The sequence below is a fragment of the Capilliphycus salinus ALCB114379 genome, assembly GCF_047276495.1.
GTDB classification, from domain to species: domain Bacteria; phylum Cyanobacteriota; class Cyanobacteriia; order Cyanobacteriales; family Microcoleaceae; genus Capilliphycus; species Capilliphycus salinus.
This window is the reverse complement of sequence record NZ_CP178543.1, coordinates 366,543-380,805: the sequence shown is the minus strand read 5'-3', so window position 1 is coordinate 380,805 and position 14,263 is coordinate 366,543. Positions and strand designations below refer to the sequence as shown.

The following is a 14,263-nucleotide window of genomic DNA, read 5'->3' as shown; positions in this document are numbered from 1 at the left end:
CCCTCCCACCCCCGCGAATTTTTGCAACAAAACCCTCTGAAAGTCACACCTTGTTATGTTCTTAAATTACCTCAAACAAAAACTAACAAACCTAAATATTAATATTCGCCTGCGAACGCTGTTAACTGTTCTGTTTGTTGTACAGGTTACGGGTGTGGTCAGTCTGGTCAGTTATTTATATTATCGCAGTCAACGCCAAACCATTGAACAGACAGCCCATCAACTCACCGAAGAAGTTGCAACTCAAGTCAGTACCCACCTCAATCACTATCTTACACTCCCCCATCAAGTTCTTGCTTTAAATAAAGCTGCTATAGAAACTGGCGAAGTAGACCCGGCAAATCATACTCAATTAGAAAGACAATTTTGGCAACAACTTCAGATTTTTACTCTCTCTCCGTCTGCGATTAGCTTTTCAAGTCCCGAGGGAGAATTTATTGACATCGTACAGGATAAAAACGGAATAATGATTTCCAAAGGTCAATATTTTTTAGGAGAACTCAAAGGGACTGCACCCGGAAATCGAAATTATTATTTATTGGACGAATCAGGGAATCGAACGACTTTGATTAAATATTTCCCAAATTGGGATGTGCGAAAACGACCTTGGTATCAAGAAGCGGTCAAATTGAATAAACAAACTTGGGCTACAATTTATCCAATTGCAGGGCTACCTCTGGCGAGTTTAGCGGCCGTCACTCCGGTCTATTCTCAGGGAGAATTTCAAGGGGTTTTATGTTCGGAGATGCTATTATCGGATATTAGTTTATTTTTAGCCGAGTTGGATTTTTCTGCCAACGGACAAGCGTTTATTATTGACCGTTTGGGTAATATTGTGGCGACTTCCACCCAAGAGCAACCCTTTGTTGAAAATATTGACGGAGAAGTATTAATTCGTCTGGAAGCCACCCAAAGTAAAGACTGGTTAACCCGTACCGTTGCCCAAAAACTAGAACAAAAATGGAATAATCTTAGCTCAATTCAAGAGCAGAAGTTTATCGCTTTTCAAACCCGGCAAAATTATCATAAAATCAATCATTTACCCCGTTCTAAAACGCCCCCTAAGATTCAAGAAATCAAGTTAAACAAAAGCAGTTTATTCTCCATTCGTCCCCGGTTATTTAGTCCGAAATATTTTGTTCGGGTTGTCCCCTATCAAGATGAGTACGGGTTGGATTGGTTAATTGCAGTTGTCATTCCAGAAACGGACTACATGGGAGAAATTAATGCTATTATTTACAGAACAATTGCCGGGGCGGGATTGGCGTTAATTTGCTCTATTTTTATCTGTATTTTTGTGACTAAATTAATGACAAATCCCATTTTAAATTTACGGGATGCAATGGATAAATTTAGTCGCAGTCTACAACTAGATATTAATATCCCATTAACCCCAGTCCTTGAAGTGAAACAGCTAAAGACCTCCTTTTTAGAAATGGCGAATCAGTTAAATCTTTCTTTTGATGAAGCTCAAGAATTGAATAAACAACTTGCCGAAAGTGAGAGGAATACGGCTGACTTTTTAAATGCGGTTCCGGTGGGTGTGGGGATTCATAATAGCGTGGGAAAACTGATTTATCTCAACCAAGAAGCAAAGCGACTTTTGGGTGATGATATTGTTCCTCATACAACAGAAGCGGAGTTAATTCCAGCCTATCAAATCTACATTGCGGATACAGATAAACCTTATCCTAGCGAAGAATTGCCCGTTTTATATGCTTTGCGGGGTGAGCCGGCAATTAGGGATAATATAATGCTTAAACGAAATGGAGTTAATATCTATTTGGAAGTTCGCTCAACTCCTATTTTTAACTCGGAACAAGAAATTACCCATGCCCTCGTTGTTTTTCAGGATATTACTTTGCGTCGAGAAGCCGAAAAAGTCCTCATCAACTATAATCAAGAACTGGAAGATGAAATCGAAAAGCGCACTCAAAAACTTCAGCAAGAAATCGAAGAACGACATAAAATAGAAGCCGATTTACGAGCAAATCAGGAGCGATTTAACTCGCTATGTGATGCGATACCCGGAGTTATTTTTTCTTGCGTTCTTAAGAAAGAAGGGGGGCTAAATTTTGAGTTTGTTAGTCGAGAAATAGAAAAAATTTACGAAGTAAAAGTGGCGGATTTTTTAGAAAATTCCGATGATTATCTGTGGGCGTATATCTCTCCAGAAGATGCGATTGGCTACGAACAAGCCCTGATGAAATCAGCCGAAACTTTAGAAAAATTTAGCTATGAATGGCGAATGACCACCCCTTCCGGTCAACAGAAATGGCTGCAAGTTAATTCCCAACCCCAACGCCGAGAAAATGGGGAGATTTGTTGGTCTGGAATTATATTAGATATTAGCGATCGCAAACGGATAGAAATCGCCCTGCGTCAGCGAGAAATCGAACTTCGCCAAGTCAACCAACAACTCAAACAACTCAGCCGCACCGATCCCTTAACTCAAATTGCCAACCGGGGCTATTTTGAAACCTATTTACAGCAAGAATGGCAACGTTCTATTCGAGAAAAATATCCCCTTTCTGTGATATTATTAGATGTAGACTATTTCAAACGTTATAACGATACCTACGGTCATCCGGCCGGAGATTATTGTTTAAAACAAATAGCCCAAAGTCTGAAAAAATCCGTCCAACGTCCAGCCGATTTGGTAGCCCGTTACGGAGGGGAAGAATTTGTGATTATTTTAGTCAATACCGACGAAAAAGGAGCCGTTCATCTCGCCGAAAAGATCCGCAGAGAAATCCAGAATTTAAACATACCTCACCAAGCTTCCGAAGTGAGCGATAGAGTGACGGTCAGCATCGGAATTAGCACCACTATTCCCACATCAGAAACCCAACCCGACAGACTGATTAAACAAGCCGATGAAGCCTTGTACAGCGCCAAACAACAAGGACGCGATCGCTATATTTTGGCGGAATTCGTATAAAATAAATAGGGCAACCAAAAGCGCCAGCGAACAACAACAGCCATGTCAACTCTACTCGCCCTCCTCATCGTCTTCCTCAGTTCTAGCTTTTGTGTGGTGTTTATCGTCTGGCCGAGTTACGCTTTTCATTGGTTACACCTGCCCCAGTGGACCGCTTTACTGGTGTTGGGATTGCTGCTATCTTGGCTGATGGGAGAATGACACTGGCTGTTAACCCAGGCGATCGGGCGATCGTTGGGATCTTTTGCGGAAAATTGAGACAACCTAGTTTACAATTGGCTTTGATTTGTGTTCAAATGACCATTGATTGAGCAATCAAAAGTTCAATCAAAAGTAACCTGTAATCGGCGATCGCGAGCGTTTGCTCAAAATTGAGGCGCAGGCAACACAGAACAGATCCGCTTAAATAATATTGACACGGCAGGGCTATGGTGCGTCAATTGTCATACACCTCTGAAACTTCTACTCAAACGTCTTCTGTCAATTTCTTTCAACCCGATCCGAAAAAGGATAAACGGGACTCACGCTATCTCTATCGAGCCGTAGCGTTTATACTATTGACAACCGCACTCATGGGGATAAGCGTCTATCGTTTGGTACAATTACAACTGATAGAAGGCAAACAAAATCGACTCCGAGCCGAAGAAAATCGGATTCGTCTGTTACCCATACCCTCCAATCGCGGCAGAATTTTTGATCGTAACGATGAACCCCTGGCTGACAATCATCTGACTCGGGCGGTGTATTTATGGCCGAAAGAACAAACAAAAGAACAATGGCAAAAAACCGTTCCCAAACTGAGCAAAATTGTCAACGTACCCGCAGAGCAAATTCTGGCTAAATTAGAAAGAGTTAACTATAACTCAGCCGCTCCGGTTCGGATTACATCGTCCGTCACCCCAGAAGCTTTTGTATGGATCGGAGAAAACGCCCTACAGTTACCCGGTGTCGAAATTCGCAGCGATTCTAACCGTTACTATCCTCACGGCGATTTAGCCGCTCATGTGATTGGTTATATCGGGGAAGCCACCCTAGAAGATTTAAAAGCAAACCCCGAATATCCGATGGGAATGATCGTCGGTAAATTGGGCTTAGAAGCAGGAATTAATGACAAACTCGCCGGAGTTTGGGGGGCGCGTTTGATCGAAGTTAACGCCCGAAACGAAGAATTGCGACTGTTGGGAGAAAAACCCTCTATTGGCGGAAAAGGTATTAAGCTCACTCTCGATCTGGCCGTCCAAAAAGCCGCAGAAAACGGGATTGGATACAGACGCGGCGCCGCAGTCGCTTTGAATGCAAAAACCGGGGCAGTTTTGGCGATGGCCAGCAGTCCCCGCTTCGATCCCAATTTATTTACCAAACCCATTTCAGCCGAAAAATGGGAACGTCTGCAAGGGGAAGATAACCCGTTTCTCAACCGCACTCTACAGGGATATCCTCCCGGTAGCACGTTTAAAATTATCTCATCGGCCGCCGGTATGGGGAGCGGTAAGTATACTCCGGGTTCGATGATAGCCACCTCTGCGGCGATCACCGTCGGCGGAATTACCTTTCACGAACACAGTGGCAGTTACGGCGTGATTGGCTTTAGAGATGCTTTGGCGTTTAGTAGCAATACGTTTTTTTACCGTTTGGGTATGGCAATTGGTGCCGAAGAAATTGCTAAATGGGCCGAGCGTTTCGGCGTTGGGACTACAGACTTGAAGTTGTTGAAGCTAACCGAAGGGTCTAGGGGTTTTGTTCCGACTCCCGATAACAAAGAAGAAATTTTCGGCGAACCCTGGTATTTGGGGGATACCATTACCATGTCTATCGGTCAGGGCGCCGTTTTGGTCACTCCGTTAGAATTGGCGGTGATGGTGGCGGCGGCGGCGAATGGCGGTTATCGCGTTAAACCCCATTTATTGGCCGAGATGACCAATACTCCCGAAACTAAGCCGGTGCCGACGGGGTTAGATCCGGCTGCGATTAATAAGATTAAAGAGGGGTTGGTTGCTGTGGTTGAGTACGGTACCGGTCAGGGAATGAAGGATGAGACACTTCCCCTCACCGGCGGTAAAACGGGTACTTCTGAGGTGTTGGGACAGCGATCGCATTCTCTGTTTGTTGGGTTTGGGCCGGCGAATAATCCCGAAATTGCTATTGCTGTGGTGATTGAAAATGGCGGTTATGGTTCGGTCGCCGCCGCCCCCGTCGCCAAGCAGATGTTTCAAGCTTATTTTGGAAATCAAAAGAAATAGGGTTTACAGTCACCAGTCACCCTTCGGGTTCAGCAGTCGCTCTCTTGCGAACTTCGCTCTCGGCGGAAACCGCCGGGGCCGCGAGTTCGCGCTCATGGGGGAAACCCGCGCTTACCGCGCTGCAACACCTGTCACCAGTCACCAGTGGTAAGTGATAACTGATAACTGTAAACTGTAAACTGCCTTTCCCCTTACCCCTTACCCCTTTCCCCTTTCCCCCATTCCCTTTTACCTGTTGCCTTCTGCCCTCTGCCCCCTGCCCTCTGCCCTCTGCCCTCTGCCCTCTGCCCTCTGCCCTCTGCCTTCGATCAACTGCCTTTCCCCTTACCCCTTACCCCTTTCCCCTTTCCCCCATTCCCTTTTACCTGTTGCCTTCTGCCCTCTGCCCCCTGCCCTCTGCCCTCTGCCCTCTGCCCTCTGCCCTCTGCCCTCTGCCTTCGATCAACTGCCTTTCCCCTTACCCCTTACCCCTTGCCCCTTACCCCTTGCCCCTTACCCTTTACCCCTTACCCCTTTCCCCCATTCCCTGTTGCCTGTTCCCTGTTCCCTGTTCCCTCTATCAACCTACTTTTCGAGTTCCGATCAACCATTGTTCGGCTTCGTTGGGGTGGAGGGGTTTGGAGAAAAAGTAGCCTTGACCATATTTGCAGTTGAGTTGGGCTAAGAGAAAATATTGTTCTTTTGTTTCTATTCCTTCGGCGATCGCATCCATTCTCAAACTTTCAGCGAGTTCAACGATAACTCTGACAATTTCTCGTTTGTCGGATGCTTGCATTTGGTTGACAAAAGAACGGTCGATTTTGAGAATATCAACGGGAAATTGATGTAAGTAGCCTAAGGAACAATAACCGGTTCCAAAATCATCAATACAGATTTTAATTTCTCGCCGTTTTAATTCATTTAAAGTGGCGATCGCCAGTTGGGGATCGGCCATGATAGCGGTTTCGGTGATTTCTAGCTTTAATTCTCGTCCTAAAACGTGAGTTTCTCGGAGAATCTGATCGATGCGTTGGCTCAAATCTGCGGTAAACTGTTGGCTGGATAAATTGACGCTCATCATTAAAGAGGAATGGGAGATAAATTTTTCTTTCCAGACGTGCAGCTGACGACAAGCTTCTCGTAATACCCATTCTCCCAGTGCTACTATTATACCCGTTTCTTCGGCAACCGGTATAAATTCAGCCGGAGAAATAAAGCCTTTTTGGGGATGTTCCCACCGCAATAAAGCTTCAAAGCCGGCAATTTTACCCGTCGATAATTCGATAATGGGTTGATAGTAGAGTTGAAATTCTTCTCGTTCCATCGCCCATCGTAAATCGGTTTGAATTTGTAAACGTCTTAACGCATCGGTTCGCATCGCCGCATCAAACAGAACAGCACAGCCTTTTCCTTGTTTTTTCGCCCGATACATCGCCGTGTCTGCATCTCTTAAAATCTCGGGGGGAAGATGATATTCTCGGGTTCCTTGAACAATACCAATACTCGTCCCAATAAAGACTTGATGACCTTGAATATTAAAAGGTTGATTCAGTGATTTTAGCACCTGGGAAGCAATTTCTTGAGCGTCGTGGATTTCGGTAATATTTTGTAATAAGATTGTAAATTCATCCCCACCCAATCGACAGAGTATGTCCCGATTCCGAATACAAGTTTTCAAACGTTTACTAATTTCAATTAATAGCAAATCTCCCACCGCATGACCCAAACTATCGTTGATAAATTTAAAGCCATCTAAATCTAAAAATAAGACGGCAAATTTAACATGAGGTTTGTGGTGAAGGTGGGCGATAGATTTTTTCAGTTTTTCGAGAAAAAAGGTTCGATTCCACAAATGGGTTAAAGCATCGTGAGTCGCACTGTAACGCAATTTTTCTTCTGTTTTTTTCAAGTTGGTAATATCAATCACCGAGCCTTCATAATAGATAACTTGCTTTCCTTTGGGCGAACGAATGGCTCTGGCATTTTGTAAAATCCAGATTAAACGTCCATCGCGACGATAAACTTGGGATTCAAAATTAGAAACTTCTCCCCGTTCATGCAAACTTTTAATTAACTTTTTATATTGCTCGGAGTTTAAATAAATATCTTGAATTTTGGTTTTTGTTTCTAATAAGTTTTCGGGAGAATCGTAACCTAAAATAGTAGCCAGGGCTGGATTAACACTGGTATATTGACCGTCTAGATTAATTTGAAATATACCTTCAACGGCATTTTTAAAGATATTTCGATACCTGGCTTCGGCTTGTTTGCGTTCAAAAACGGCGCCGAGTTGCATCGCCACCGAAGAAATGAGTTCAACTAAACGTTTATCTTCGGTTTTAGGAACAGACATTAAAAAAACCAGCACGGCTAACACTTGGTTTTTTGCTAAAATCGGTACGCCAAACCCGGCTTTAAATTCCGATTGGGTCGCCATTAACGAGCGAGGAAATTGATGTTGGGGTTCTTGAGAAATATCGGGAATCCATTCGGGTTTTTGTGAAGACCAAACTCGTCCGGGTAGTCCTTCATTGGGTGCAAATCGGAAACTAAAACTCTCCTGTCGAAATGCGGTAGCACGGTCGTTAGAATCATAACCAACTGAACTATATTCTAAATAGGTTTGTTCGGCATTTGGAAGCCAAGCTTCGCCAAATTCCCAGCCGGTTGTTTCACAAACCAAACGCAAGGCGACATCAATAGCTGAGTCAAAATCGGAAGCCACACTCACCGCTTTTGTAATGCGTTGGAGGAGTTGCAATTCTTCTTCTACCTGCTTGCGTTCGGTAATATCCAATCCGGCGCCTAAAAAGTATTCATATTCGTCAGTTTCGGAGTTAAAAACCGCCCGACCGTACCATTCTACTATAATTTCTTTTCCCTGTTTTGTTAATAGTTTTTCTTCGGTTCTAATTGGAAGTCGGCGATGAATCATCAACTCAGATACCCAGGGTAAAGAATCTTGATGTTTGCGAGGAATAAAGGTCGCTAAATAATCCGTCCCGACAACTTCTTCGAGGGTATATCCCAAAGCGATCAGCATCGAATCATTCATTAATTTGACTTTTCCTTCGGGGTCAACTACAATCAAAAAAGCCGGATTTGCATGAAACAAAGTTTGATTAAAATCTTTTTCTTTACGCAGTTCGATTTCGGCTTTTTGACGTTCGATAATTTCCGTTTGCATTTGATTTGTCAGGGGACGTAAAATTAAGATCACCCCAACCGTTCCCAACCCAATTAAAATAACAATCGCCCCGGAAACGGTTAAAAATTGCCGATAAATCGAAGCGTAAAGTTTAACTTTTCCGGTGGCGATTAACAGACCGCCATTAACCGTTGGAACCGGACTGTAGGCGATAAAATAGTCGCACTCTTTACACCATAAGGCGCCGGTTTGTTCGCGAATAGATTTATCAATCGCAATCCGAATTGACTCATCTTGAAGCAAGAGGTCATCAAAGGGAGAATCGGGACGAATTAAAGGAAAAAAAGCTTGAATTCCTTCCGGTTGTTGAATTCCTAAAATCCCGTGACAGGCTTTTATATATTGACTGCAAACTTTTAATTCATCAAGCTGAGTAAATTTAAACAAAACAATACTTTCGCCCAATTTTCGGGAACCAACAACCGGATAACTCACGGCAAAATAAAAGTCTTTATCGAGCCAAAATAGCTTCAGCTTGGATGAGTTTTCCTCAGCAATTAAATCTTCAAAAACGGGTTCGGGTATAGGTTGACCCAGTTCGATCTGTTTCTGTTTTTGAGAATTCAGATAAACAATCCCGACCACAAATTGATTTAATTTATTTTGAAGATCGGCTTTAATATCTTCTAAAAGCTTGGCGGAATTCGGAACGGGGTTGGAGTTAGATAAAAGTTGTTGAACTTGAGGATTTTGAGAAAACTGTACGGCCTGTTCCTGAGCCGTTCTTAAAATCTTATCGAGAGCGACAGCACTTTTTTCGGTTTGCGAGACCAAATTCTGTTCTTCTTGTTGTTTAATCCGGCTATAAAGGGGAAGCAAACTAATCAGAGCCACCGTTGTACTAATCACCAACAGTCCACTGGCGGCCCCAATCACAATCGCTCTTTTAATTTTTTTGGGGTTCATTACCATACTCGATAAACTCATTAATAATGAAATTTTATTAATTTTAGATTCGGTGATTTCACCACTTCTCTGAAAATACGCATTTTAAAAAATTATTGCATCCCCGACAACTCTTAAAAGAAAAAAGAGAATCTCTTTTAAGGCTAAGGTGGGATTTACAATAAACACTCAGTCTCTATAAATGAATCTAAACAGTCAGAAAGTTGACACAGCACCCGATAGATAAACTGAGTGTAAGTTAGGAGATCAAGCATGATTATTACATTTGGACGAGAAATCTGTTGTGATCTGGCATCTGCTGAATCGCGAGAATGGCTAGTCACCAATGGGATAGGTGGTTACGCTTCAGGCACAATTGCAGGTGTATTAACCCGTCGATATCACGGATTACTATTGGCCGCTCTCAATCCACCTTTAGGTCGGACATTACTCTTAGCCAAGTTAGATGAGACGGTCAGCTACGATAATCGATTGTTTCCAATTTACACGAATCGTTGGGCAGACGGCAAAGTTGATCCCGAAGGCTTTAAACATCTGGAACGATTTTATTTAGATGGCACAATTCCGACGTGGAAATATGCCTGTGCAGACGCTCTGCTGGAAAAACGAGTCTGGATGCAACAGGGAGAAAATACCACCTATGTTCAGTATAGGCTCCACCGTGCCACCCAACCGATGACGCTGACGTTGAAAGCCTTAGTCAATCATCGAGACTACCACCACAACACCCACGCCAATCAATGGCCGATTCAAGTCGATACCATCGAACATGGAGTGTGCATCAAAGCCTTTCAATTGGCAACTCCTTTATATTTACTCACCGATGGGGCAAAAGTTGCCACCTCCATCGCCACCCATCCCTGGTATTACGGTTTCGATCTGTCTGTCGAACGGGAACGGGGCTTAGATGATAGCGAAGATCATTTACACGGGGCAACCTTCTACACCACCCTAGAAGCCGGACAATCGATCACCTTTGTCGCCAGTACCAAACCCGATCCCCAACTCAACGGTGAAATTGCCTTGGAGTCTCGCCGCCATTACGAACAACAACTGCTACAAAATTCCCCCGTTAGCGAACAAACTCCCCAATGGATTCATCAATTAGTTCTGGCGGCCGATCAATTTATTGTTGATCGTCCCACTGCCGATGAACCGGAAGGCAAAACGATTATGGCCGGTTATCCCTGGTTTGGGGATTGGGGGCGAGATACCATGATTAGCCTTCCCGGTTTAACCCTCTATACCGGACGCTTGGATGTGGCCCGTTCGATTTTACGAACTTTTGCCCAATACGTCGATCAAGGAATGCTTCCCAACCGTTTTCCCGATCGCGGAGATATTCCCGACTATAACGCCGTTGATGCGACACTGTGGTATTTTGAAGCGATTCGCACTTATGTAGACGCCAGCGGCGATGAAAGCTTGGTGCAGGAACTTTTCCCGATTTTGGCCGATATTATCGACTGGTACAAGCGGGGAACTCGTTATAACATTCACCTCGATCGCGAAGATGGTTTGATCTACGCCGGTGAACCGGGTGTTCAACTGACTTGGATGGATGCGAAAGTCGGAGATTGGGTGGTTACTCCGCGTATGGGAAAACCGGTCGAAGTTAACGCACTCTGGTATCACGCCCTCCAGATGATGATCCGTTTTGCTCAACAATTGGGTAAACCCTACGACGAATACCAGCAACTCGCCCAACAAACGGCGAAAGGTTTTGCTCGGTTTTGGAATGAAGAGGCGGAATACTGTTACGATGTTCTCGATACGCCCGAGGGCAATGATGCCAGTTTGCGTCCGAATCAAATTTTAGCGGTTTCTCTGCCGCCTTTTGGCGAAAAAAATTCCTATCCCTGTCTGTTAAATGCCAAACGTCAGCGTCAAGTGGTTGAGATCTGCGCTCAAGAACTGTTAACCTCTTATGGACTCCGCAGTTTGGCCGCCGACGATCCTCAGTATCAAGGACGCTACACCGGCGATCTGGTTCAACGCGATGGCGCTTACCATCAGGGGACGGTTTGGGGTTGGTTGATCGGGCCGTTTGTTTTGGCGCATTTGCGGGTTTATAAAGATTCTGCCCGAGCCAGACAGTTTTTAGAACCCCTCACCGATCATTTGTGGGCTGCGGGTGTCGGGAATATGAGCGAGATTTTTGAGGGAAATGCTCCCATGCGTCCCTGTGGATGTCCCGCCCAAGCTTGGACGGTGGCGGAGGTTTTACGGGCTTGGTTTTTGAGCGAACCGAAGGTTTAAAATAGCGGTGATATTATGTTCGACTAATCAATGAGCGTCATGTAGGGGCGGGTTACGCCGAAGATCGAGGGCAACCACTCCGAGATTGAGTTAAACTCGCCCCACATCCCATAACACGCATTAATCAAGCGGATATCATATGATTTCATGGGTTTATTGCAACTGTTGAATTTGATATTGAGCGTCCCGATATCCTCCCGTTAATCCCTGTTCTAAATACAGTTGTCCGGCTTGCTGAAAATCGTTAATTGCACCGCTTTTATCCCCTAAGGCGACTCGCACCATTCCCCGTCCGTAGTAGGCGGTGGCATAATCGGGTTTGAGGCGAATGGCTTGCACGTAATCGGCGATCGCTTGATTATAATCTTGAAGTTCGTAGTAAGCAACGGCCCGATTGCTGTAAGATTGAGCATCATTGGGGTTGATTTCTATGGCTTTGGTATAGTCGGCGATCGCCTCGGACAAGTCTTGACGGGCGACTTGAACCATTCCCCGATTGCTGTAGGCTTTGTAATCTTTGGGGCTGAGTTCTATGGCTTTGCTACAATCGTCTAAGGCGTTTTCCAGGTCTTGTAGGTTCAAATAGGCGACACAGCGATTGTTGTAGGCGACGGCGTTGGGTTCGAGTTGGATCGCTTGGGTACAGTCGGCGATCGCGGCTTGATGTTTACCCAAGTTGATTTGGGTGCTACAGCGATTTCCATAAACGTAACGGTTATCCGGTTCTAATGCTATCACGCGATCGTAATCGGTCAGGGCGCCTTGATAGTCTCCCAGATGAAACCGGGTTCTACCGCGATCGTAATAGGCTAAAACATATTTGGGATCGAGTCGAATGGCTTCGGTATAATCGGCGAGTCCCCCTTGTAAATCTCCGGCTTTGACTCGGGAGAGTCCTCGGGAGCGATAGGCGAGGGAATTATCCGATTGTAAGCGAATTACGGCGCTAAAGTCTTCTACTGCTTGCGGATAATTTTGCAGGTCGTATTCAGCCAATCCCCGTTTATAATAGGCATCGGCATCTTGGGGTTGCAATTCTAGCACTTTGGAATAGTCTGCGATCGCCCCGGAAAAATCTTCGGCATCGTAACGGGCTAATCCCCGATTAAAATAGGCATTAATGTAGTTGGGATTGAGTTGAATGGCTTTTGTATAATCTTCGATTGCCTTTTGATATTCTTCGAGATCGTAGTAAGCATTTCCCCGTTGATGATAGGCTTGGGGATTATTCGGATTATAGTTAATCGCTTGAGTTAGGGTTCTAACCGCCGATTTTGGATTGCCTTTTTCCAGCTTTTCTACCCCTTGAGAAAAAGCGGCTTCGGCTTTGACGGGATCGGGTCGATTCAAGACTTTTATCAATCCAAAAATGACCAATAATCCAACCAATCCTGTGGCGGTTAATCCGGCTATTTTTCCCCAATTTATTATTCTTGTAGCCTTGTTGGAAGCGACTTGTTGATTCGGAACGTGGGTAAAATCAGATCGCCCGGTTATTTTTCTTAAATCCGATATGACATCGCTCGCACTGGGATAACGTTTGACGTGGTAATGATGCACCATTTTATCAATAATTTTCGCCAAACCTGCACTCACCCGAGCGCGATTTCGCCAGGTAATATCGTCGGGATTAGAAAGATTTGGGTCTTGAAGTTTGGGTAAATCTGAGGCTTCTAACCCGGTAATAGCTTGAATGGCAATCATCCCCGCCGCATAAATATCGCTATTATATTGGGGATTCCCTTGGAACTGTTCAATGGGCATATAAGACGGGGTTCCAGTTGCAATCGTTCGCATGGATTGACTGTTACCATTTAAGAATTGATGGCTGACTTCTTTGACGGAACCAAAGTCAATTAACACCAATTTTTTATCACTTCTGCGGCGAATAATATTGGAGGGATTCACATCTCGATGAATCACGCCTTGTTCGTGAACAAATAGAAGAATTTCTAAGATTTCTTCTAATAATTTTATCACCCGTTCTTCCGGCCAAGGCGTACCGGGAACCAATTCTTTTGTTAGGGAATGCCCTTCGATATATTCTTCAACCAAGTAGAAATGATTGTTTTCTTTAAAGTATGCTAAAAGCAGGGGAATTTGATCGTGACGCCCCAATCTTTCTAAAATTTCCGCTTCTTTTTCAAATAATCGCAACGCCGTTTTTAAAATTTTAGAATTATTATTGGGAGGACGAAGCTGTTTAACCACACATTGAGGATGACCCGGACGACGAGTATCAGCGGCCAAATAGGTTTGTCCAAAGGCCCCAGAACTAAGGATTTGAACGATGCGATACCGTCTATCTAAAAGTTGACCAATCATTTGCATAGGAGGGTTTAGCGTCTAAAAAAAAATCGGCATTTATGCAATTCAATAGCAGTCAATGGTGATTCTATTTTACTTTTAAACTCACTTTTTTGTTTAAGGGAATTTTCCTCAGAATTCAAAAATCGTGAGATTTCAGGGAATAAAAAATCAGGGAATTGAGAGTCTAAGGAGAAATTATTAATTGTTTTTTGTTAGTTTTTCCCCTGACCATACCGTTGATGCAACCTCTAAAAAATTAGGCTGATTGTTCACCGAACCCCGTTAAGGGTCACTGGAAGTCAGTACAACAGACGGACTCTGCGATGACAAACAGAGCGTTTAAGTTAATTGTGGCACAGAATCCGGATCGGCGACCAAGTTTAGCTATAAATTCCCACCGGAGGGATTTAACCGACCCCT

Annotated in this window: 6 protein-coding genes; 4 read left to right on the top strand and 2 right to left on the bottom strand. The window is 44.3% G+C overall.

Going from position 1 to position 14,263, the window contains the following annotated elements; genetic code table 11:
• The first annotated feature begins 55 nt into the window (after positions 1-55).
• The 3 genes from ACL6C3_RS01650 to mrdA all read left to right on the top strand — a co-directional run bounded on the left by ACL6C3_RS01650 (position 56) and on the right by mrdA (position 5,181).
• Complete coding sequence (locus ACL6C3_RS01650; RefSeq protein ID WP_413164701.1) at positions 56-2,941, top strand: GGDEF domain-containing protein; 2,886 nt, start codon at positions 56-58, stop codon at positions 2,939-2,941.
• 42 nt (positions 2,942-2,983) lie between these two features.
• Entirely contained in the window at positions 2,984-3,142 is a 159-nt protein-coding gene (locus tag ACL6C3_RS01645) for a hypothetical protein (RefSeq protein WP_413164698.1), read from the top strand.
• A 227-nt stretch (positions 3,143-3,369) separates the two neighbouring features.
• Entirely contained in the window at positions 3,370-5,181 is a 1,812-nt protein-coding gene (gene mrdA, locus ACL6C3_RS01640; protein ID WP_413164696.1) for a penicillin-binding protein 2, read from the top strand.
• 559 nt (positions 5,182-5,740) lie between these two features.
• Here the strand turns inward: mrdA and ACL6C3_RS01635 are convergent.
• Positions 5,741-9,295: an EAL domain-containing protein gene (locus tag ACL6C3_RS01635; RefSeq protein ID WP_413164693.1), complete on the bottom strand. Its 3,555-nt coding sequence runs from the start codon at positions 9,293-9,295 to the stop codon at positions 5,741-5,743.
• Positions 9,296-9,526: 231 nt separating this feature from the next.
• On the opposite strand from ACL6C3_RS01635, the gene ACL6C3_RS01630 reads away from it, so the two are divergent.
• Entirely contained in the window at positions 9,527-11,533 is a 2,007-nt protein-coding gene (locus ACL6C3_RS01630) for an amylo-alpha-1,6-glucosidase (RefSeq protein WP_413164690.1), read from the top strand.
• A gap of 153 nt (positions 11,534-11,686) precedes the next feature.
• On the opposite strand, the gene ACL6C3_RS01625 is transcribed toward ACL6C3_RS01630, so the two are convergent.
• The gene (locus ACL6C3_RS01625) at positions 11,687-13,864 is read right to left on the bottom strand and encodes a tetratricopeptide repeat protein (RefSeq protein WP_413164682.1); all 2,178 of its coding nucleotides are present in this window, start codon (positions 13,862-13,864) and stop codon (positions 11,687-11,689) included.
• Between the last annotated feature and the right edge of the window lie 399 nt (positions 13,865-14,263).